This is a genomic window from Inhella sp., from assembly GCF_041912635.1.
In the GTDB taxonomy this organism is placed as follows: domain Bacteria; phylum Pseudomonadota; class Gammaproteobacteria; order Burkholderiales; family Burkholderiaceae_C; genus Inhella.
Genome location: NZ_JAYRMO010000008.1, coordinates 91,865 through 112,083 on the forward strand (window position 1 = coordinate 91,865; position 20,219 = coordinate 112,083).

The 20,219-nt window shown below is 71.7% G+C and carries 18 protein-coding genes and 1 pseudogene; 6 read left to right on the forward strand and 13 right to left on the reverse strand.

The features are described from left to right. Nucleotides 1–113: 113 nt before the first annotated feature. From ACE3QP_RS06650 to ACE3QP_RS06665, 4 genes are all read left to right on the forward strand, one after another. A complete protein-coding gene (locus ACE3QP_RS06650; protein WP_374434624.1) occupies nucleotides 114–488 on the forward strand; it encodes a hypothetical protein in 375 nt (124 codons plus the stop codon). An 80-nt stretch (nucleotides 489–568) separates the two neighbouring features. After that, nucleotides 569–1,531, forward strand: coding sequence for a diguanylate cyclase (locus ACE3QP_RS06655; RefSeq protein ID WP_374434626.1), 963 nt, complete (start codon nucleotides 569–571; stop codon nucleotides 1,529–1,531). 80 nt (nucleotides 1,532–1,611) lie between these two features. Beyond that, nucleotides 1,612–2,595 (forward strand): diguanylate cyclase, encoded by a 984-nt coding sequence (locus ACE3QP_RS06660; RefSeq protein WP_374434628.1) that lies wholly within the window; start codon nucleotides 1,612–1,614, stop codon nucleotides 2,593–2,595. 74 nt (nucleotides 2,596–2,669) lie between these two features. Beyond that, a complete protein-coding gene (locus ACE3QP_RS06665) occupies nucleotides 2,670–3,011 on the forward strand; it encodes a hypothetical protein (RefSeq protein WP_374434630.1) in 342 nt (113 codons plus the stop codon). 30 nt (nucleotides 3,012–3,041) lie between these two features. On the opposite strand, the gene ACE3QP_RS06670 is transcribed toward ACE3QP_RS06665, so the two are convergent. The 4 genes from ACE3QP_RS06670 to ACE3QP_RS06685 form a co-directional block, all read right to left on the reverse strand. Then, nucleotides 3,042–5,087: a TonB-dependent receptor gene (locus ACE3QP_RS06670; protein WP_374434632.1), complete on the reverse strand. Its 2,046-nt coding sequence runs from the start codon at nucleotides 5,085–5,087 to the stop codon at nucleotides 3,042–3,044. A gap of 96 nt (nucleotides 5,088–5,183) precedes the next feature. Continuing rightward, nucleotides 5,184–5,540 carry a hypothetical protein gene (locus tag ACE3QP_RS06675; RefSeq protein WP_374434634.1) on the reverse strand — a complete coding sequence of 119 codons (357 nt, stop codon included), beginning with the start codon at nucleotides 5,538–5,540 and terminating at the stop codon, nucleotides 5,184–5,186. A 39-nt stretch (nucleotides 5,541–5,579) separates the two neighbouring features. Next, nucleotides 5,580–6,542 (reverse strand): hypothetical protein, encoded by a 963-nt coding sequence (locus tag ACE3QP_RS06680; protein ID WP_374434636.1) that lies wholly within the window; start codon nucleotides 6,540–6,542, stop codon nucleotides 5,580–5,582. Then, nucleotides 6,543–6,989, reverse strand: coding sequence for a hypothetical protein (locus ACE3QP_RS06685; protein ID WP_374434637.1), 447 nt, complete (start codon nucleotides 6,987–6,989; stop codon nucleotides 6,543–6,545). A 60-nt stretch (nucleotides 6,990–7,049) separates the two neighbouring features. Between ACE3QP_RS06685 and dinG the strand changes: the two genes are divergently transcribed. Further along, nucleotides 7,050–9,191, forward strand: coding sequence for an ATP-dependent DNA helicase DinG (gene dinG, locus ACE3QP_RS06690; RefSeq protein ID WP_374434639.1), 2,142 nt, complete (start codon nucleotides 7,050–7,052; stop codon nucleotides 9,189–9,191). Here dinG and ACE3QP_RS06695 read toward each other — a convergent pair whose 3' ends face one another. From ACE3QP_RS06695 to ACE3QP_RS06715, 5 genes and pseudogenes are all read right to left on the reverse strand, one after another. Beyond that, the gene (locus ACE3QP_RS06695; RefSeq protein WP_374434714.1) at nucleotides 9,192–9,638 is read right to left on the reverse strand and encodes a hypothetical protein; all 447 of its coding nucleotides are present in this window, start codon (nucleotides 9,636–9,638) and stop codon (nucleotides 9,192–9,194) included. Nucleotides 9,639–9,933: 295 nt separating this feature from the next. Beyond that, a pseudogene (locus ACE3QP_RS06700) lies at nucleotides 9,934–10,101 on the reverse strand (HTH domain-containing protein); the annotation flags it as partial. 11 nt (nucleotides 10,102–10,112) lie between these two features. Continuing rightward, nucleotides 10,113–10,508: a GNAT family N-acetyltransferase gene (locus ACE3QP_RS06705; protein ID WP_374434711.1), complete on the reverse strand. Its 396-nt coding sequence runs from the start codon at nucleotides 10,506–10,508 to the stop codon at nucleotides 10,113–10,115. Nucleotides 10,509–10,805: 297 nt separating this feature from the next. Further along, nucleotides 10,806–12,557, reverse strand: coding sequence for a hypothetical protein (locus ACE3QP_RS06710; RefSeq protein ID WP_374434640.1), 1,752 nt, complete (start codon nucleotides 12,555–12,557; stop codon nucleotides 10,806–10,808). Nucleotides 12,558–12,628: 71 nt separating this feature from the next. Continuing rightward, nucleotides 12,629–13,786, reverse strand: coding sequence for an FAD-dependent monooxygenase (locus ACE3QP_RS06715; protein WP_374434642.1), 1,158 nt, complete (start codon nucleotides 13,784–13,786; stop codon nucleotides 12,629–12,631). Between the two features lie 59 nt (nucleotides 13,787–13,845). Here ACE3QP_RS06715 and ACE3QP_RS06720 point away from each other — a divergent pair, with 59 nt between their 5' ends. Then, on the forward strand, nucleotides 13,846–14,820 hold the full coding sequence (locus tag ACE3QP_RS06720; protein ID WP_374434643.1) for a potassium channel beta subunit family protein: 975 nt from the start codon (nucleotides 13,846–13,848) through the stop codon (nucleotides 14,818–14,820). A 16-nt stretch (nucleotides 14,821–14,836) separates the two neighbouring features. Here ACE3QP_RS06720 and ACE3QP_RS06725 read toward each other — a convergent pair whose 3' ends face one another. From ACE3QP_RS06725 to ACE3QP_RS06740, 4 genes are read right to left on the reverse strand one after another with little or no spacing between them, the layout of a single operon-like run. Further along, complete coding sequence (locus tag ACE3QP_RS06725) at nucleotides 14,837–15,988, reverse strand: GGDEF domain-containing protein (protein ID WP_374434645.1); 1,152 nt, start codon at nucleotides 15,986–15,988, stop codon at nucleotides 14,837–14,839. A gap of 48 nt (nucleotides 15,989–16,036) precedes the next feature. Next, nucleotides 16,037–17,197, reverse strand: coding sequence for a diguanylate cyclase (locus ACE3QP_RS06730; RefSeq protein ID WP_374434647.1), 1,161 nt, complete (start codon nucleotides 17,195–17,197; stop codon nucleotides 16,037–16,039). Next, complete coding sequence (locus ACE3QP_RS06735; protein WP_374434648.1) at nucleotides 17,194–19,503, reverse strand: diguanylate cyclase; 2,310 nt, start codon at nucleotides 19,501–19,503, stop codon at nucleotides 17,194–17,196. Before ACE3QP_RS06735 ends, ACE3QP_RS06730 begins: the two co-directional genes overlap by 4 nt. Then, nucleotides 19,500–20,216: an NDP-sugar synthase gene (locus ACE3QP_RS06740; protein WP_374434650.1), complete on the reverse strand. Its 717-nt coding sequence runs from the start codon at nucleotides 20,214–20,216 to the stop codon at nucleotides 19,500–19,502. The genes ACE3QP_RS06735 and ACE3QP_RS06740 overlap by 4 nt, the downstream gene beginning before the upstream one ends. Nucleotides 20,217–20,219: the final 3 nt, after the last annotated feature.

The following is a 20,219-nucleotide window of genomic DNA, read 5'->3' on the forward strand; positions in this document are numbered from 1 at the left end:
AGATCGGCGTTATTGCCGGGTGGGCGCGCGGCAGCTTGGGCCTACTCTCGCGCGCCGCCTCTCCGCCATCTCAGAGGGGGGTGATCCGGCGGCCATTCAACAGGAAGAAGTCCATGAGCAATAGCAATACCAACGTCAGCATCGTCAGCGTCACGGTGGTCAATAGCCAGTCGGTGAACCTGACCTATTCGACTGGCACCAACTCGCCCGCCAACAACAACGGCAATGTCGCCGAAGTGGAGGGGCGCGGCTCCGCTACCGTCACCTACAGCTCGGGCGTGGCCGGCTGGACGGTCTGCGGCTACGTGGTCACTGGCACCGTTCCCTCGGACATGAACATCAGCACCCAGGGCAGCAGCGTGGTCATCCGTGACACGGCGACCGCGACGACGCAGGAGCAGTTGAACTTCGCGCTCAAGGTCAAGGATGCGCACGGCCACGTGTACACCAGCCCAGACCCGCTGGTCGTCAACGAGCCGCCTCGGTAATGGGCCTGTTGGGACATGCAAGCTGACCAGCGGGCCGGAGCAGCGCAGCGAACCCCCTTTCTCCTGTGCGCAGACAGCTCATGCAGCAGATCCTGGTCGTCGACGACGAACTCGAGCACCTGAACGCCCTCTGCGAGCTGCTGCAGGGCGGCGGCTATCAGGTGCTGCGCACCAGCCGGCCCGAGCGCGCCCTGGCCATTGCCGAGAGTCAGCGGCCTGACCTGGTCATCACGGACTGGGACATGCCGGGCGTCTCGGGCATCGAGCTGATCCGCCAGCTCAAAGCGCACGAGGCCACGCGCGACATCCCGGTGATCATGTGCACCGGCAGCATGACCTCGGCGGCCCACCTGGAAACCGCGCTGGAGGCTGGCGCGGTGGACTATGTGCGCAAGCCGGTGGAGCCGATCGAGCTGCGCGCGCGCACCCGCTCGATGCTGCAGCTCGCGGCCTCGGTCCGGCAGCTCAAGGCCAATGAGCAGGAATTGGCGCGGCAGAACGAGTTGCTGAATCAGCAGAAGCAGGAGCTGCACCTTGCGGCCATCACCGACCGGCTGACAGGCCTGCACAACCGCGCCTACCTGATGGACCAGCTGAGCCGCGAGTTCAGCAACGCCCAGCGCTACGGCCGCCCCTTGAGCTGCCTGTTGCTGGACATCGATCATTTCAAGTCGGTCAACGACCGCCACGGCCATCTGGTGGGTGACGCCGTGCTGCGCCACACGGCGCAGCTGCTGAACGGCGAGCTGCGCCGCGGCGATGTGCTGGCACGTTACGGCGGCGAGGAGTTCGTGCTGCTGCTGCCCGGCACCCTGGCCGCCAGCGCGCAGGCCCTGGCCGAGGGCTTGCGTGCCAGCGTGGCCCAGGCCCCATGGGTGCAGGGTGAACTGAGCCTGCAGATCACGCTCAGCATCGGTGTGGCCTACAACGGTTCGTGCCAGGGCGCCGACGAGATGGCGCTGCTGAAGCAGGCCGACGAGGCGCTGTACGCGGCCAAGCGCCAGGGCCGTAACCGGGTGGTGGTGCACGCCGCAAGCGGCTGAGCGCCGTCGTACCATCGCCCCGCACCAGGCCGAGCACGGGCGATGGAGCGCACCTTCTACCTGGCGGTTGTGGCACGGCGATGCAGCAGATTCTTGTGGTTGACGATGAGATCGAGCACCTGAATGCGCTGTGCGAGCTGCTGCAGGCCGCTTCATACCAGGTGCTGCGCACCAGCCAGCCCGAACGCGCGCTGGCCATTGCGGAACGCGCCCAGCCGGATCTGGTCATCACCGACTGGGACATGCCGGGCCTTTCGGGCCTCGAACTGATCCGGCAGCTCAAGGGCCAGGCGATGACGCGCGACATCCCGGTGATCATGTGCACCGGCAAGATGACCTCGTCGGCGAACCTGGACGCCGCGCTGCAGGCCGGCGCGGTGGACTATCTGCGCAAGCCGGTCGATCCGATCGAGCTGTGCGCCCGCACGCGCTCGATGCTGCAGCTCTCGACGCTGTACCGCGAGCTGCAGGCCAAGCAGCACGCGCTGGCCCTGCAGAACGAGTTGCTGAGCCAGCAGAACGCCATGCTGGACCAGCAGAAGCAGGCGCTGCACAAGGCGGCCACGACGGACCAGCTGACCGGCCTGCACAACCGCGCCTACCTGATGGAACAGCTGGGCCGCGAATTTGCCAACAGCCAGCGCCTGGGCCACCCCTTGAGCTGCCTGCTGCTGGACATCGACGGCTTCAAGTCCTTCAACGACCGCCACGGCCACTTGGTGGGCGATGCGGTGTTGCGCCACACCGCGCAGTTGCTGGGCGGCAAGATCCGGCGCAACGATGTGATGGCCCGCTACGGCGGTGAAGAGTTTGCGGTGCTGCTGCCGGGCACCGCCGCGGCGGCCGCTGCGGTGTTGGCCGAATCCCTGCGCGCCGCGGTGGCCCAGTCGGTGGTTCAGCTGGGCGACCTGAGCTGCCAGGTGACGATCAGCATCGGCGTGGCCGACACCCTGCTGGGCGAGCCGCCGACCGAAACGGTTCTGCTGAAGCAGGCCGACGAGGCGCTCTACGCAGCCAAGCACCAGGGCCGCAACCGGGTGATGGTGTTTGGGCAGCCTGCCTAGCGAGGGCCGACCTCGGGCGAGCCAGGGCGCGCGGGCGCGCCGCCGCCTCCCGCCGGCCGGATCGGAGCAGAACCATGTACGAATCCCGGCGGCACAAGCCCATTCCCAGAGCGCATTTCGTGCGCCGTCTGTTCAGTCACTTTCTGGTGGCTGCGGGTTTGCTGATGGTCTCGCTGTTGGCCGGCATGGCCGGGTACGGGTACTTCGAACATCTGCCCTGGCGCGATGCTTTCCTGAACGCAGCCATGCTGCTGGGTGGCATGGGGCCTGTGAACAGCCCACAGTCGGCCGGTGGCAAGTTGTTCGCGGGGCTCTATGCGCTGTATGCCGGCCTGGTGTTCCTGGTTGTGCTGGCCATCATCCTCACGCCGCTCATCCACCGCCTGCTGCATACCTTCCATTGGGAAGGCGAGTAGCGGGGCTGATGGCCAGACACCGGGCCGGGCTCAGAAGCTCAGCCGCAGTCCCGCCATCACCGCCCGCCCCGGCAGCGGCGTGAGCGGCCGCAGCGTGCCCACCGTGCTGGCGTTGTAGGCCAGCTGGTTGCCCAGGTTGTTCAGCTTGATGAAGGCCAGGCCGTCGGCGCCGGCCAGGCGCAGCGCGTAGCTGGCGGCCAGGTGCAGCTGGGTCCAGGCGGGGGTGGGCTGGTCGTCGCCGGGCACGCGGCTTTGCCGGGTGGCGTGCTGCAGCTCGGCCTTCAGGCTCAAGTCCTGCAGCTGCCAGTGCAGAGCCAGCGTGGCGCGCAGCGGGGCCAGGCGTGGCAGCGGTTCGCCGCGGGCCAGGTTGTCGCCGCGCACCGTGTCCAGCCGGGCTTCGAGGTCCAGGCTGCAGGGGCCGCTCCACAGGCGCTGGCGGCCTTCCAGTTCCCAGCCGTAGAGGCGCGCGGGCACGCCCTGGAAGACGTAGACCGGCAGGCTGTCTCCCGCGTCGTCCACGTGCTCGGGCAGGCCGGCATGCACCAGGGCGATGTAGTTGGCAAAGCGGCTCCAGAAAGCGCCGAGCTTGAACAGGCCATGGCCCTGCTTCCACTGCAGCGCCACGTCGAGGTTGCGGCCGCGTTCCTTGGCCTGCTCGGGGTCGCCCTGCTCGTAGCTGGCGGTGGCCGCATGCACGCCCTTGGCGAACAGTTCGTAGCTGGTGGGCGCGCGTTCGGTGTAGGCCGCGCTGCTGCTGAGCTGCCATTGCGCATCCAGGTTCCAGACCGCGCCGACCGAGGCGCTGCGCGGGCTGAAGCGGCGCTGCAGGGCGGGGCCGAAGCGGGGCTCGGCCGGGTCGGCGTCACCGGCAGAGTCCTGCGCGGCCCGTTCGACACGCAGGCCGGCGCTCAGCATCAGCGGTGCACCCAGCTGCCACTGCTCGTACAGGAACACCGCGGCCGATCGGCTGCGCGTGCTGGGCACGAAGGCTTCCTCGCCCAGGGCTTCGAAGCGGGCGCGTTCGGCCTGGAAGCCGAGCACGCCTTCCAGCTGGCCGGCGCCTAGCGGCTGGCGGGCGTGCACGGCCTCCAGGCGCAAGTCGCCGCCACGGTTTTTGAAGGTGGTGCCGACGGCGCCGCTGCCTTCCACTTCCTCGTGCCGGTAGTCGCTCAGGCTGGCCTGGGCGCGCAGGGTGTTGAAGAAGCCGCTCAGCGCGCGCACTTCGCCGGCCAGGGCAAGCTGGTCGCGCTGCATGCGGATGCGCACGTCCTCTTCGGCCACGATGCCGTAGTCGTTGCGGTAGCTGTTCAGGCTGGCGCCCAGAAAGCCGTGGTTCCACAGCAGCGAGCCGCCGAGCGCGCCGCCCTGGGCCGCGCTGGCGGAGTTGCGCACACGCGTGCGCCGTTCCGGGCGCTCGCTGCTGCCGTCCTCAGCGGGCGGCTCGAAGGCGGGCACGCGCAGGTCATCGGTGCGGCGCCAGAAGGCGTCGGCATGCAGGGCCAGGCCGGAGCTACCGGTTTCCAGCAGGGCGGAAAGCCCGCGCTCGGCGGCCGCACCGCCCCAGCGGGCCTCGGCCACGCCCGCCGTGCCGGCCAAGGGCGCGCGCGGGATGCGGTTGTCGATGGCGTTGACGACGCCGCCCACGGCGCTACCGCCGTACAGCAGCGCGGCCGGCCCGCGCAGCACCTCGATGCGCTCGACCACCAGCGGGTCGATCGGCACCGCGTGGTCGAAGCTCAGGCTGGAGGCATCCAGCGAAGCGCCGGCATTGCTGAGCACGCGGATGCGGTCGCCATCCTGGCCGCGGATGACGGGGCGGTTGGCATTGGGGCCGAACCAGGTCGATGCCAGGCCGGGCAGGCCTTCCAGCGTTTCGCCCAGCGAGCTGCCGCGGCGCAGCGCCAGCTCGGTGCCGGTCAGGCTGCTGGCCGGTGCGGCGAGTTGTTCACTGCGCAAGGGGTTGCCGGTGACGATGACGGGCTGCAGGGCGGTGTTCTGGGCCAGGGCGCCGGTACTGGCCAGCAGGGCGATGGCGGACAGCGCGCCCAGCGGCGCGCGGGAAGAGATTCGGGTCATGGGAGCGGTCCTCGCCCGCGCATGGGCGCGCAGGGCGGTCTGAAAACGGCGGTGCTCAGCGCAGCCCGCGAGGCTGGCGCTGAGAAGAAGCGGGGTTCAGACGAGGACGGGTGGGGCGCGGGCGAGCTGCCGCCGCCAGGGCGTGGGCGGCGTGGCGGACTGCGGTGCCAGCGGTGCCGGCTGCGCCAGCACCTGCAGCAGTGGCGGGGCCGCTACGGCGGCGCCTGGGGCACCATGGCAAAGCTGGTCCAGCGCCAGACAGTCGGCGGAGCCGGCCGCATGGTCCGCATCCAGCTGCTGCAGGACCGAACCCAGCGCGGGTGCGTCGAGCTGCACCTGCCGGCCGCCCGGGTGGACGACCGCGTGCGCCAGCGCCAGCCACTGCGCCAGCAGCACGCACGCCAGCAGGACGGCCCAAAGCCGTCCGTGTCGGGGGGTGCTGATGCGGCGCATGGCCGGCATCGTAGGAGACCGGCCCGCGCCGGCCACAGGTCAGGGCGCTGCGCCCAAGCGCTCCAGCATGGCCACGATGGCGCGCTGCTGCGCGCCCTGGCGGCCGGCAAAGCCGGCATCGGCGTAGCCCCACCAGTCCCAGCAGGCATTGGTGGCGGCCGCGCCGGTCTGCGGGTAGAGCACCACCAGGCGGTTGCTGGCCGCCCATTCGTTCAGGCCGCTGTGGCGGGCGAACGCATCGCCAATGGCGGCGCCATTCATGCGGCAGCCATGCAGGGCCACATGCACGCGGCAACCGCCCGCGCTGCAGGTGTCGGGGATGTAGACGTAGCCGGTGTCGGCCAGATCAGGCCCCGGGTGGAAGGGGCGCTGATCAAAGGTCAGCAGGCGGCCGGCGCTGGCTTCGCCGCGCGGCTGCAGCGGGCCGTGCAGATGGGTGAGCAGCTGGCCGGCCAGGTCGAAGCCGCAGGCCAGCAGGAAGGGCGCCTGCATCTGATCGCAGGCGCTGCCCTGGTCCTGCGTCACCCAGCCGTGGGCTGCGGGCACGGCGGTTTCCTGCTGCAGTGCCAGCTCGGGCCGCAGGGCCTGCAGCTGCCGGGCCAGGGCCGCCGTGGTGGCGGGCGCGACGACGCCATCGCGCGCGCCGGCAAACAGGTAGGCCCGGCCGCCGCGTGGCTGCGCCGGCAGGGCGCCCGAAGCCAGCGCCGCCTGGGCGCGCGCCAGCAGGGCGGCGTCATCCAGCGCGCTGCGGCCCAGGCAGGGCCCCAGGGCCTCGAACACCGAGGTGGCGCAGGCATAAGGCCCGCCGGCCACGGTGGCCAGGCCGCCTTCAAAGCGCGGCGCCTGCGCCAGCCAGAGCTGCACGGCCATATAGGCGCCGGAGGAAACGCCGGAGACCGAGGCGGGGCCCTGAGTTGCCAGGGCCGGAATAGATGGCGCGGGAGAGGCAGCAATGGCGTTGCTGAACAAGATGCCGAGCGCGAGTGCCAGAGCGTGACGCATTCAATTTCCTTCGACGTGACGAGTTGAGCCTGTTGGGTAGATCGAGCTACGCAGCCACCAACGGACCCACACCACGCCGGTCATCAGCATGATGGCAATCCCGACTATGCACACGACAGGTCGCAAAGGGCTGTGGCTCCAGCGCTCGTAGCTGAGGAATGACAGGCCGAACAGGGCCTGTCCCATTAGCAAGGCAGCGGCCTGGCGGATAGAAAGCGTGAGGGCCCGACGCGTCCTAGTCCTTGCCAGGGCGGCCAGGGTCAATCCGGACCAGAGGATGAAGAGCGGGGCGGCGAGCCAGATCATCAGCAATACGATTGGCAAAACGTGCGCGACGCTGAAGAACAGCATTTGGGGACCTGTCAAGGTCCATCCAAACATCTCAAATGCCGCCCACAGCAGTCCGGGTGCGGCAAGAAGAAAAGACCACTTGTAGATTGTTCGCATCAGGTCTCCACCAGGCCGCTCATCATGCATGGAGCAGCGCCAGGGACAATCCGCGCCCCCATGCGCACCACCGACCTCCACGACGAACTCGAAGCCCTGTACCAGGCCCTGCTGGATTCCAGCCCGGGCTCGGTGGCGCGCGCCGGTCAGCGCGAGATGCTGCATGCCATCGGCGCGCAGCTGGCCCAGGCCCGTTTCGAGCCCGACCAGCCCGCGCGCGTCTGCGTGGTGGAGGCCGGCACCGGCGTGGGCAAGACGCGCGCCTACCTGGCCGCCGCCATCACGCTGGCGCGGCGCGCGGGTGTCAAGGTGGTGGTCAGCACCTCCACCATCGCCCTGCAGGAGCAGGTGATGGGTAAGGACCTGCCCGAGCTGGCCAAGGCCATGGAGGTGCCGCCCGTGGTGGCCCTGCTGAAGGGGCGCGGGCGCTACCTCTGCCCGGTCAAGCTGGACCTGGCCTGCAACGGCGAACAGACCCCGATGGCGCTGGAAGAACCCAGCGAAGCGGCTGCCGTGCAGCAGGCCCCGCTGGAGCGCTTCGAGACCCTGAAGAAGCGCTGGGGCAGCGGCGCCTGGAATGGCGAGCGCGACAGTCTGGGCCCGGACGATCTGGCGCTCTGGGGCTATCTGGGCGCCGACCGCCACGCCTGCACCAGCCGCCACTGCCCGCAGTTCCACGACTGCCCCTACTTCAACGCCAAGCGCGCCGCCAGCAAGGCCGACATCCTGGTGGCCAACCACGATCTCGTGCTGGCCAGCCTGCGTTCCGACCTCAGCAGCCTGCCCAGCGGCGAGCGCGCCATCTACATCTTTGACGAGGGCCACCACCTGCCCGCCACGGCGCTCTCGCACTTCGCCTGCGAGGCATCTTTGAGCGAGCGGCGCTGGCTGCAGCGCCTGGACAAGGCCCTGGACCAGGCCGGGCGTTCGCTCAGCTACCCGCTCAACCTGGAAGGCTGCACCAGCCTGCTGAACCAGGCGCTGGACGACTTGCTGCGCGGCGTGATGCAGAGCCTGGGCAACGAGGCCATTGGCCAGCTGCACGAGGCCGCCGAGGACCGCAGCCCCGGCAGTGGCGGTGGCCCCAACACCCGCATCCGTTTCGAACGCGGCGAGCTGCCGCCCGAGCTGCTGCCGCTCTGGCAGGCGGTGGGCGAGCAGGCGCACCGCCTGCATGCCAAGGCCACCGAGTTCAGCGCCTGGCTCAAGCAGGAACGTGCCGAGGACGAGGAGCTGGCGCCGCTGATCGCCCAGCATGTGAGCGAAATCGGCGCGCCCTTCAAGCGCCTGAACGACCTGCTGGAAACCGCCGAGCTGATGCTGGACCTGGGCGAGCCGCCGGCCGCGAAGTGGCTGGATTTCGGCGTCGGCGGCGGCTCCCTGCGCGTGGTGGCGCGCGCCTGCCCGCTGTTCGCCAGCGGCGTGCTGCGCCGCCACCTGTGGCCGCTGCTGCGCGGGGCGGTCATCACCTCGGCCACCCTGCGCGCGCTCGGCCGCTTCGACTACTTTTTGAAGGACAGCGGCCTGGCCGGTTTGCCGAACGTGCAGGCCCTGGAAGTGGCCAGCCCCTTCGACTACGCCACCCAGGGCGAGTTCACCGTGGTGCAAACCAAGGCCAGCCCCAAGCAGGCCAGCGAGCACACGGCGGAAGTGGCCCGGCTGCTGGCGCAGGACCTGAAGGCGGTGGAGCATGGCGCCCTGGTGCTGTGCTCCAGCTGGGTGCAGCTGCATGCCATCGTGGCCGCGCTGCCGGCCAGCCTGCGCGGCCAGCTGCATGTGCAGGGTGAATCGGCGCGCGAGCAACTGCTGCGCGAGCACCGCGCCGCGGTGGAACGCGGCGAGCGCAGCATCCTGGTGGGCCTGCAGAGCTTTGGCGAGGGCCTGGACCTGCCCGGCCAGCAATGCGAATGGGTCTTCATGCCCAAGCTGCCCTTCCTGACCCCCGACGACCCGGTGCAGGAAGCGCGCGCCGAGTGGCTGGAGGCCAAGGGCCGCAGCAGCTTCAACGAACTGGTGGTGCCCGCCACCGGCGTGCGCCTCAACCAATGGGCCGGCCGCGGCATCCGCAGCGAGCAGGACCATGCCCACATCGTTTGCTACGACGGGCGCCTGGCGAGCACGCCGTTCGGCCGGCAACTGCTGGCGGGCTTGCCGGGCTTCACGAAGAAGCTGCGGCGGGACGGGGTCGAAACCCCGATCTGATCAGGGCGTGGGGCTCTCCAGCTCCCCCGGCCGCGACACCGGGCTGTCCGCCACCGTCTGCAGGTAGTTCAGCCGCGACTCGCGGTGGCTGGCGCGGCGGCGGTCCACTTCGCAGTGCACCTCGTAATCGGGCTGGGCCTGGCGCAGCACGGGCGGCCAGTCCCACACGCGTTCCTGCAGCATGCGCACGGTGGCGGCGGGCAGGCTGCCGAGCACCAGGCGGCCGCAGTCGGTCTTGGCCAGATCGGCAAAGCGGCGGATGCCGCGCGGGCGGCAGCTGACCCAGACCCACAGACAGTCCGGCTCCACCCGCACGCGGTGCACGGTGCAGGCGCTGCGCTGCGCCACCTGCAGCAGCAGGGCTTCCAGCTGGGGCTGCTGGCGGGCGTCCAGCAGGCGGCGGCAGCGCCGGGTGATCAGCGCCAGGGTCCAGTGTTCGAGGTCCATCTTCTTCTTCGCAGGCAACGGGCACGGCGTGCTGCCGTGCCTCCCGATCCGGCAATGGTGCTGCGTGGGTCAGCCACTGTCTGTGACGTGAGACGAGTTGCGGCTTTTGAGGAGTGAGCGGCAATGACGCGGGGGCGAAACGCGCGGCGGTGTCCAGCGCCGCCGCGAAGGGCTGGGTGGGCAGGGCGCGCAGCTGTTCGATGGCCAGCGTCAGTGCCAGGGTCTCGCTGCGCGTGAGCGCCAGCGGCGCCATGCGAAAGCCCGGCATCAGGCGCAGGCCGCCGCCCCGCCCGGGTTCGCTGACCACGGGCACACCGGCGCCCTGCAGGCGGCGCACATCGCGGTAGACGGTGCGCAGCGACACGCCCAGGCGCTGCGCCAGCGCCGGTGCGCTGATGGGCTTGTCCTCGTCCAGCGCCAGCACCAGGCCGAGCAGGCGATCGAGCGCGACCGGAGCCTGCATTGGGGTTGCACTCACGGGCTGGCGTAGATGGGCCGCTCGCCGTGCGGGTTGGGCCGGCGCGTGAAACCGGCCGCTTCGAAGGGCGCGGGCGTGCCCGTCCACAGGAACACCGGCGCGGCCTGGGCGCTGCGCGGCTGCACCGGATAGCCCTCGACCCGCTGCGCCCCCTGCGCCAGCGCCCAGTCGCGCGCAGCGGCGATCAGCTTCGTGGCCAGGCCCTGGCGGCGCAGGGCCGGTGCCACGAACAGGCAGCTGATGCACCAGACCCCGACCTCGCCAGGCAGGGGCCGCAGCACGCGCGAGGTCTTGAAGTACGCGAACTGCTCCCGGGGCGCTACCGAGACCCAGCCCACCGGCTGCTCGCCCCGGTAGCCCAGCAGGCCGATGGGTTCGCCGCGTTCCCACAGCGCCTGTAGCGCGGCGCGGTTGCCTGCGCCCTTGCCGGCCTCGTACTCCTTGCGGTTGCGCCGCTACACCATGCACCAGCAGCCCCCGCAGGCACCGCGCGCGCCAAACAGGGCTTCCAGATCGGCCCAGGGCGCCTGCGCGGCCGGCAGGCAGCGCAGCTCAGACAAAGCCCTGCTCCCGGTAGCTCTGCAGGCCGGCGGCGGTCAGCCGTGCCCTGAGGTCGTGGAAGCAGGAGCGGAAGTCGGGCATGGCCTGAGTCTAGGAAGCGCCTGTGCCAGCGGGTTGGCAGGCTTGCCTCACAGCCGCGCCAGCTCCGGCCCCGCCGCCGGCCCGAACCAGGCGCGCTGCAGCGCGGCGCGGGTGCTGCGCGCATTGGCGGCATCGCCCTTGCGCTCGTACACCGCGCGCAGGCCGGCCAGGGCCCAGCCGTTATTCCGCACCCGCTGCAGGGCCTCGCGCAGCGCGGTCTCGGCTTCGTCCAAGCGGCCCTGGCGCAGGCGCAGCGCGCCGAGCGACTGGCGGACCGGGTAGTACCAGTAGGGCGGCTCCATATAGGCCAGGCTGTCTTCGATGGCGATGGCGGCCTCATAGGCCTGGGCGGCGGCATCCAGCTCGCCGCGCGCTTCAGCCACGCGCGCGGCGCTGACCCAGCGTGCCGTCTGCACCACGGCCAGGGCCGGCACGCCCCAGGCCTCGAAGGGCTTGAAGTCGGCCTCGCGCTCGAGGCGGGCCAGGGCCTCGACCTCCTTTTGGGCTTCCTCCAGCCGGCCCAGGCGGGCTAGCGCCAGCGCGCGGGCATGGCGGTGCATGGCCTGCAGCAGCACCAGCTCGGGCGGCGGGGCGGGCAGGGCCAGCACGGTGTCGGGGCTGCTGAAGAGCGCGTGCACGCCGTAGGGCGCGGCCTTCACGGGCTGCAGCGCGGGCACGGCGCTCACCGCTTCCAGCGGAAGCGCGGCGTCCAGCTTGGCGGCCGCCTGCAGGGCGGTCTTGCCGTCGCCACCCAGCTGGGCGGCCACCATCAGGAAGTGGATGTTGTGCGGGAAGTAGCCCGAGCGGTACATCGCGTCCGAGGGCGAGGTCTTGAAATAGGCCTCGTCCACGGCAATGGCCTGCTGGTTGGCGCGCAGGGCGTCGCGGTACAGGCCGACGCGGTAGTAGATGTGCGCCGGCATGTGCACCAGATGGCCGGCACCGGGCATCAGTGCGGCCAGGCGGCGTGCCGCGGCGAGTGCGCGGTCCGGCGTGTTCGAGGCCTCGACGGCGTGGATGTAGAGGTGGATGGCGCCGGGGTGCTGCGGGTTGCGCTGGAGCACGGTCTCCAGCAGCTGCACGATGGTCGCGCCGCGGCCCTTGGGCTTGAGGCCGCCGGCTTCCCAGTAGTCCCAGGCCTGGGTGTTCATCGCGGCTTCGGCGGCCAGCACCTGCAGCAGGTCATCGCGCGGGAACTGCGTGGCCAGGGCCTCCAGGGCGTCGGCGAAGGCGGCGTCCAGCGCTGCGCGGTCGGCAGTCGCGTCCGCGCTGTAGCGCTGCTCCAGCGCCTCCACCAGGCCGCGCTGCAGCGGCGGCAGCCCTGCCTTCAGCGCCACGGCGCGGCCCAGTGCGGCCAGGGCCGGCGCCTGCGCCTCGGGGGCCATGGGCGCATTGATGTTCGGGCCCAATACCCAGGCCTCGCCCCAGTGGCAGAGTGCGCAGCCGGGGTCGAGGCGCTGGGCGGCCTGGAAGGCGCGCTGGGCCTCGGCATGGTTGAAGGCGAAGGCCAGGCGCAGGCCCTGGTCGAAATAAGCCTGCGCCTGCGGGCGGCCGCGGCCGAGCGGGAAGCTCAGGCTGCCCAGGTTGCGATAGAGCGGCACCGGGCCGGGCGCGGCCAGGCCGGGCTGGGGCGGGAACGGGCTGGTTTCGGGCTTGCCCAGCGCGGCCAGGCGCAGGGCCTGCGGTGGCGGGCCGCAGCGTGCGCTGCCGGGGTCGAACAGGGGGTCGAACTGCGGGGCGGGGGCTTGGCCTGGCCCCAACGCGGCCAGGGCCGCCAGCATCAGCAAACCAGTCTTCATGGCGCCCCCTGCAGCGTGGGAAAGGGCCGACTCTGGCACTGCAGCCCGGGCGCTGCAAGCCGCCGGCCCTCTCAGCGCCAGCCGAACATCAGCTGCCGCGCCAGTGCCCCGCGCAGCGGCGGCAGGGCCTGCAGCAGGCGCAGGCCGGCCTCGCGCGCCAGGCCCAGGGCCGCGCCCTCGCCGGTGAACACGCGCGCCAGGCCGTCGGTGGTGCCCAGCAGGGCCAGGCGGTCGGGCAGGCGCTGGCCTTCGAAGCGCGCCAGCGCGGCGGCGAGCGAGCCGCCATCGCGCAGGCAGCTCACCAGCTGGTGCGCGTCGCGCAAGCCCAGGTTCAGGCCCTGGCCGGCCACCGGGTGCAGGGCTTGCGCCGCGTTGCCGATGCGCAGCAGGCGCCCCTGCACCAGGCGCGGCTGGGCGTTCAGGCCAAGCGGGAAGGGCTTGAGCGCGCCCTCGATGCCCTGCACCGCCTGGGCGCAGGCCGGCAGCAGGGCGCGCAGGCGGGCCTCGGTCAGTTGCTCCGGTGTTTCGTCCGCAGCGGTGCACCAGACCAGCGAGGCGCGCCGCCCGGCGGTGTCGTCCGGCAGCGGCAGCACGGCCAGCGGCCCCTGGCGCGTGAAGCGCTCCACCGCCAGGCCGCGTGGCCAGTCGCCACGCAGGCGCAAGGTTCCGATCCAGGCCGTCTGACCGTAATCGCGCCGCCAGGGGCGCGGCGCCTGCTCGGTGAACAGGCCGCCCTCGGCCAGTACCACCAGATCGAAGGCTTCGGCCACGCCGGCATCCAGTTCGATGCGGCCATCGGTCAGGGTCTTCAGCGCGCCGACCTTCTGGCCGCCGCGGCTGGCCAATCGAGGTTCGGCCGCGCGCAGCCAGGCCTGCTCCAGTGGCTGCAGCACATCGCCATAGGCCAGTACGGCGCCCAGCAGGGGCTGGCCGAGCTCGGCGGCGCGCAGGCGCAGGTCGGTGCGCCCCGGCGCCACCTGGCTCACGGAGACCTCCAGGATCGGCTCGGCGCGCGCCGGCTCCCAGGCGCCCAGGCGCTGCAGCTGCTGCACGCTGCCCAGGTTCAGCGCCAGCACTCGGGCGTCGGCGCTGCGCTGGCCGTCCAGTGCGCGGGCATCAAAGAGCTGCAGCTCGCACCCCGGCAGGGCGCGCGCGGCCTGCAGCGCAAAGGCCAGGCCCACCGGGCCGGCGCCCACCACAGCGATTCGGAAGGACTTGTGCGGGTTCATCGGCGCGAATCGTACGGACTGGCTATCGTGCTGCCCTTGTCTTCGTTCCCCGCCTGACCATGCACTACAACCGTCTCGGCCGCTCCGGCCTCAAGGTCTCGGCCCTTTCGCTGGGCTCCTGGATCACGTACCACAACCAGGTCGACACGAATGCCGCTGCCGAACTGATGGCCGCCGCCTTCGACGCCGGCGTGAACTTCTTCGACAACGCCGAGGTCTACGCCAAGGGCCAGAGCGAAGTGGTGATGGGCGAGGCGCTCAAAAAGCTGGCCTGGCCGCGCCTGAACTACATCGTCAGCACCAAGTTCTTCTGGGGCCTGGAGCGCGAGGGCAACACCATCAACCGTATGGACACGCTGAACCGCAAGTACCTGATGCAGGCGCTTGATGGCTCGCTCAAGCGCATGCAGCTCGATTTCATCGACCTGATCTACTGCCACCGCCCCGACCCGCACACGCCGATCGAGGAGACCGTGTGGGCCATGCACAACCTGATCGAGCAGGGCAAGGCGCTGTACTGGGGCACCAGCGAGTGGCCGGCCGATGCCATCCGCGCCGCCTACGAGATCGCCGAGCGCCACCATCTGCACAAGCCGCTGATGGAGCAGCCGCAGTACCACCTGCTGCACCGCAAGCGCGTGGAGCAGGAGTACGCCCGCCTCTACGACGAGATCGGCCTGGGCCTGACGACCTGGAGCCCGCTGGCCTCGGGCCTGCTGACCGGCAAGTACCGCGACGGCGTGCCGGCCGGCAGCCGCGGTGACAGCCAGGCCTGGCTGCGCGACCAGCTGGTGGACCCGGCGCGCAATGCCGTGGTGGCGCAGCTGGAGCCCATCGCCGCCGAACTGGGCGGCAGCCTGGCGCAGCTGGCCGTGGCCTGGCTGACGAAGAACCCGCGCGTCTCCACCGTCATCCTGGGTGCCAGCAAGCGCAGCCAGCTGGACGACAACCTGGGCGCGCTGGCGCTGCGCGACAAGCTCACCCCTGAGGTGATGGCGCGCATCGACGAGATCTGCCTGCCGCACGCGCAGTAAGCGCCCCGGACCGGGTTCAGGCGGGCGCCAGCACCACGCGGTTGCGCCCGCCCGCCTTGGCCGCGTAGAGCGCCGCGTCGGCGCGCTGCAGCAGGCCGTCCTCGCTCTGCGCCTGCGTGCTGTCGGCCACGCCGAAGCTGGCCCGCACGGCGATCTGCAGGCCCTCCCACTCCAGCGGCTGCGCCTCCAGCGCGGCGCGCATGCGCTCGGCCACCTGGGCGGCTTCGGCGCGGCCGGTCTCGGGCATCAGCACCACGAACTCCTCGCCGCCGCTGCGCGCCAGCACGTCGCTGCGCCGCAGCTGGGCCTGCAGCAGCGTGGCCACATGGCAGAGCGCGGCGTCGCCGGCGGCGTGGCCGTGACGGTCGTTGATCTGCTTGAAATGGTCCACGTCCAGCGCCAGCAGGGCCAGCACCTGGGGCCGGCGCTGGCCGCGCGCCAGCTCTTCCGCCAGACGCCGCTGCAGCACGCGGCGGTTGAAGAGGCCGGTCAGGGCGTCGCGCTCGGCCTGGCGGCGGATCACCAGCACCAGCCGCGTCATCACACAGGAAGCCAGGGCCATGTTCACCAGCAGGCACAGGCCGAACACGGCCCAGACCATGGCGCTGCGGTCGCGCCCCAGCAGCACGCCCGCACCCAGCTGCGGCAGGGTCTGGCTGAGGCGCCAGACCATCAGCGCAGCCAGGCCGAGCAGCGGCAAGGAGAACACCCAGGCGGCGCGCGCGTCGATCTCGCGGCGCGAACCGGCGAACAGCAACCAGGCCATCACCAGGCACAGGCTGCCGGCCGTCAGGCTGTAGAGCGTGCGGTAGGCGGCGCGCGATTCCGGCCCTGGCGGCAGCAGCGCGTAGGCCAGTAGCAGGCCCGCGATGGCCACCCATTCCAGCCGGTGCGCTGGCTTCATGCCGAAGAGATGGCGCACGCCGCCATGCAGCAGAAAGAAGCCGGCCAGCCCGGTCAAATCCGCCAGGGCCCAGGCACGCCAGTCCAGTTCCTCGCCGCGCAGCATCACCAGTTGCAGGCTGATGCCGAGCTGGGCGTTGGCCAGCGCGAAGCGCAGCGAGGCGCGCGGCCACACCCGCAGGGGCCAGGCCATCAGGCCCCAGGCCAGTGCACAGGTGCACAGGACCAGGGTGGTTGCCAGCACCAGCTCTGCGTGATTGCCCACGACCACTCCCCCAGCGGTGAGCGGCCAGTATGGCGGCCTGCCCGCGCTTCAGGAAGGGGCGAGTGCGACCTGGTTGCGGCCGGCGGTTTTGGCGGCGTAGAGCGCCTGGTCGGCCTGGCGGAACAGCTCGGCGCCGTCGCCCCCGTGGCCCTTGCCATGGCCCTGGCCGATGGCGATGCCGAAGCTGGCGCTCAAGGGGATCTGCTGGCCGCGGTGTTCCAGCGGCAGGGAAGCCAAGCGGGCGCGCAGGCGTTCGGCCACTTCCTGCGCGCCGGCGGCATCGGTGGCCGGCAGCAGCAGGGCGAACTCCTCGCCGCCCAGCCGGCCCAGGCTGTCGAACTCGCGTAGGCTGGCTTCCATCAGGCGCGCCACATGGCGCAGCGCGGCATCGCCGCCGTCGTGGCCGTGCTGGTCGTTGACCTGCTTGAAGTGGTCCAGGTCCAGCAGCACCAGCGCGTAGGGCTCGCTGCTGCGCACGGCGCGCGCGTGCTCGCGGCGCAGGCTTTGCTCGAAGTGGCGGCGGTTGGAGAGGCCGGTGAGCGGGTCGCGCTCGGCGCGCTGGCGGATGACGATCAGCAGCCGCGCCAGCACGCAGACCATCAGGCTGACGTTGAGCAGCAAGGTCAGCGCCACGAAGGCCCAGAGCAGGCCCTGCGGGTCGCCGGGCGCGAGCTCGGGCGGACGCAGCAGCTGGGCGCCGCCGCGCAGCCCCATCAGCAGCACCAGCAGCGCAAACGGGGCGGCCAGCGCCGCGCCCGCGGGCGCGCCGAAGGCCTGCCGCGCGGCCTGCCAGACGTCCCAGGCCAGGCCGGCGGCGAACACGGCCACGCAGCCCGAGTACAGCAGGGTGTAGGGGCCGGTGGAGCTGGCATCGGGCGGCAGGGCGGCGTACACCAGCGCGGCGGCGCACCACAGCGAGGCGTCCAGGCGCCAGCTGCGCGGGCGGCGGAACAGGCGCTGCACGGCCTCGCGCGCCAGCACGAAGGCCAGCAGGCCGAGAAGGTCGGAGACCGGCCAGGCCAGCCAGCTCGGCCCCTGCGCGCGCTGCAGGGCTGTGGCGACCGAGAGCCCGAGCAGCAGGTTCGCCACCATCAGGCGCAGCGAGGCCCAGGGGGCGATGCGCAGGGCCGCGCCGATGATGGCCCAGAGCGCCGTGGCCGTGGTGGCCAGCAGGGCCACCATGGTCAGCAGCGCCTGCTCGACGGTCATCGCACCGGGTCGTCTTCCCGCTCAACGCGGTCGCGCCCGGCCGCCTTGGCGCGGTAGAGCGCGGCATCGGCGCGGCTCAGCCAGTCTTCAGCGCGGCGTCCGGCTTCCGGCACCTGGGCGTAGACGCCGATGGAGAGGCTGACGCGCCCGAGCGGCGCCGCGCCATGGGGCAGGGCGCGCGCCTGCAGCGCGGCGCGCACTTCTTCGGCGCGCCGCAGCGCGCCCTCGGCATCGCAGTCGTCCAGCAGCAACACGAATTCCTCCCCGCCGTAGCGGGCCACCACATCGGTGCTGCGCCGCGCCGCGGCGCGCAGCACCTCGGCCACGGCCCGCAGCGCCGCGTCACCGGCGCGGTGGCCATGGTGGTCGTTGTACCGCTTGAAGTGGTCGACGTCGATCATCAGCAGCGCAAAGGGCTTGCGCTCGCGCAGGCAGTGCTGCCAAAGCTCCTGCAGGGCCTCCATCAGCCGGCGGCGGTTGGCCAGCTCGGTGAGGGCGTCGGTGCGGCTGAGCTGCTCCAGGCGCTCGTTGGCCAGGCGCAGCTCCGCTTCCAGGTGCTTGGCGGCGCTGATGTCGGTGACGACGGCGACGAAGAAGTGGTCGCCGGCGGTGCGCACCTCGGAGATGGCGGCCTGGATGTGGATCGCGTGACCGTCGCGGTGGCGCGCGCGCAGCTCGCGGCGCGGGCCCAGCAGCGCGCTGCCCTGGCCGCGCAGGTGCTCGCGCATCAGGCCGGCCAGCTCGCTGTTCGCCTCGGCCTGCAGCAGGCGGTCCAGCGGCTGGCCTACGAGCGACTCGGCCGGGTAGCCCCACAGGGCCTCGGCGGCGGGGTTGAGCGAGCGCAGGCGACCCTGCGGGTCGAGCGTGAGGATGGCGGCGCCAGCCGTCTGCACGATGGCCAGCACCTGGGCCTGGCTGGTTTCGAGCGCGCGCTCGCGCGCCAGCTGCTGCGTGACGTCCTGACGCAGCGTGACGACGAAGCCCTCGGGGGTGCGGATCTCCTGCGTCAGCAGCACCTTGCCGTCGGGGCGGTGCTGCAGCATGGGTTCGGTGCGGCGCCCATGCGAGGCCACGCGCTCGGCAATCCAGGCCTCCGGATCGGCGCGCGCTTCGAGCGGCAGCAGACCCAGGCGTTGGCTCAGGCGCACCGCCTGCTCGAAGGTCTGGCCGATGAGCTGGTTGTAGTCCACCTGCGGGTGCCAATCCCGGAAGGTGCGGTTGACGTAGAGGTAGCGGTCCTCGGGGTCAAAGATTTCCAGCCCCATGGGCAGGGCGTCGAGCGCGTGCGCGAGCAGGTGGTGGCGTTGTTCGGCCAGCTGGCGCGCCTGCGTCAGCGCATTGCGGGCCTCCACCAGTTCGGTGACTTCCTGGCGCACGGTGACGAGCCGCCCGGAGGGCATGCGACGCTCCTCCACCGAGATCCAGCGGCCCTGGTAGTCCTGCAGGAAGGGGCGGCCCAGGCGCCCGCGCTGGGCCAGGCGTTCGCCCAGCCATTCGGACTCGCGCCCGCGTGCCGAGGCGATGGCGCCCGAGGCCAGCGAGGCGCGCACCACGGCCTCGAAGGAGACGCCGGGCTGCAGCAGGTGCGCGGTGGGCGGGTATTGCTGGCGCACGCGCTCGTTGGCGCGCAGCAGGCGGTCGTCCGGGCCCCAGATCTCGAAGCCGGCGGGCATGGCCTCCAGGGCCTCGGTCAGCATCTCGTTGCTGGCATGGGCCTCGTCGCGCGCCCGGCGCAGCGCCTCCTGGGCCTGCACCAGTTCGGTCACATCAAAGCGCAGGCTGGCCCAGCCACCGCTGGCGGTGCGACGCTCCAGCACCTGCAGCACGCGGCCGTCCTGCATCTGCTGCTGCCAGCTGTCGCCCGCCGGCCCGGTGCGCGCGTGGCGGGCCAGGCGCTCGGCCAGCCAGGCGTCCAGACCTTCCGGGCCGGGGTCGATGGAGCCGCTCAGCACGGCCAGGCGCGCCATGTCCGCATAGGGCATGCCGCGCCGCAGCTCGCCCTCCAGGCCGGGGTAGAGACGCACAAAGGCCGGGCTGCACCAGCGCAGGCGGTCCTCGGCGTCCAGGATCAGCAGCGCGATGTCCAGCGCCGCCATCGCCTCCGGGCCGGTGGAAAGCCGGCTCAGCAGATGGCGCTCGCGCGCGCACAGCAGGCCCAGGCCCAGCACGCCGCTGACGCCCAGCGTCAGCAAGGCGCTGCGCTCCCCGCCCAGTGCCCAGGCCAGTGCGCCCAGCGCCAGCGCGGCGCACAGCACGGCGGGCGCCCACCAGCGCTCACCCATGAGGCTCAGCAGGCCTCGGCTCATGCCGAGTTCAACTCCGCCAGGCGCTGGGGCGTGCCGACATCCACCCAGGGCGTGACCAAGCGCTCGGCGCTGATGCGCTGCGCGGCGATGCCGGCTTCGAAGCGCGGCCGCAGGGCCTCGCGCTGGCCGGGGCGCAGGCCCTCCACCAGGCCAGCGCGCATCAGGCCCAGGCTGGCCCAGGTCAGACAGGGCCCCGTGAAGCCGGCCGCGCGCGAGCGCGCCAGGCCTTGGTCGTCGATGCCGAAATCGCCCTGCGGGTGGTGCGGCGCGTTCGGCGCCAGCCACAGATGCGCGAGCTGCTGCGGCGCGGCCTCGAAGCGCTGCAGCGCTGCGCTCGGGAACTCGAAACCCGGCACGTAGACATCGCCCGAGACGTACCAGAAGGGCTGCTCGGGCTGCGACACCAGCAGCGGCAGCGCGGTGGCGATGGCGCCCGCGGTTTCCAGCGCGCCGCCATGCTCGCGCCCTTCCATCGAGTAGCGGATGTGCAGGCCCCAGCGCGCCCCGTCGCCCAGCGCGGCGGGGAACTGCTCCTCCAGCCAGGCGGTGTTGATGACCACCTCACGCACACCAGCGCGCGCCAGCGCCTCCAGATGCCAGACCACCAGCGGCTTGCCCTTCACTTCCAGCAGGGGCTTGGGGGTGCGATCGGTGAGCGGGCGCATGCGCTCGCCGCGGCCGGCGCAGGTGATCAGGGCGTGCGGAATCGACATGCC

Coding starts and splice junctions, on each gene's coding strand:
- ACE3QP_RS06650 (WP_374434624.1), top strand. CDS start 114: ATGAGCAATAGCAATACCAACGTCAGCATCGTCAGCGTCACGGTGGTC.
- ACE3QP_RS06655 (WP_374434626.1), top strand. CDS start 569: ATGCAGCAGATCCTGGTCGTCGACGACGAACTCGAGCACCTGAACGCC.
- ACE3QP_RS06660 (WP_374434628.1), top strand. CDS start 1,612: ATGCAGCAGATTCTTGTGGTTGACGATGAGATCGAGCACCTGAATGCG.
- ACE3QP_RS06665 (WP_374434630.1), top strand. CDS start 2,670: ATGTACGAATCCCGGCGGCACAAGCCCATTCCCAGAGCGCATTTCGTG.
- ACE3QP_RS06670 (WP_374434632.1), bottom strand. CDS start 5,087: ATGACCCGAATCTCTTCCCGCGCGCCGCTGGGCGCGCTGTCCGCCATC.
- ACE3QP_RS06675 (WP_374434634.1), bottom strand. CDS start 5,540: ATGCGCCGCATCAGCACCCCCCGACACGGACGGCTTTGGGCCGTCCTG.
- ACE3QP_RS06680 (WP_374434636.1), bottom strand. CDS start 6,542: ATGCGTCACGCTCTGGCACTCGCGCTCGGCATCTTGTTCAGCAACGCC.
- ACE3QP_RS06685 (WP_374434637.1), bottom strand. CDS start 6,989: ATGCGAACAATCTACAAGTGGTCTTTTCTTCTTGCCGCACCCGGACTG.
- dinG (WP_374434639.1), top strand. CDS start 7,050: ATGCGCACCACCGACCTCCACGACGAACTCGAAGCCCTGTACCAGGCC.
- ACE3QP_RS06695 (WP_374434714.1), bottom strand. CDS start 9,638: ATGGACCTCGAACACTGGACCCTGGCGCTGATCACCCGGCGCTGCCGC.
- ACE3QP_RS06710 (WP_374434640.1), bottom strand. CDS start 12,557: ATGAAGACTGGTTTGCTGATGCTGGCGGCCCTGGCCGCGTTGGGGCCA.
- ACE3QP_RS06715 (WP_374434642.1), bottom strand. CDS start 13,786: ATGAACCCGCACAAGTCCTTCCGAATCGCTGTGGTGGGCGCCGGCCCG.
- ACE3QP_RS06720 (WP_374434643.1), top strand. CDS start 13,846: ATGCACTACAACCGTCTCGGCCGCTCCGGCCTCAAGGTCTCGGCCCTT.
- ACE3QP_RS06730 (WP_374434647.1), bottom strand. CDS start 17,197: ATGACCGTCGAGCAGGCGCTGCTGACCATGGTGGCCCTGCTGGCCACC.
- ACE3QP_RS06735 (WP_374434648.1), bottom strand. CDS start 19,503: ATGAGCCGAGGCCTGCTGAGCCTCATGGGTGAGCGCTGGTGGGCGCCC.
- ACE3QP_RS06740 (WP_374434650.1), bottom strand. CDS start 20,216: ATGTCGATTCCGCACGCCCTGATCACCTGCGCCGGCCGCGGCGAGCGC.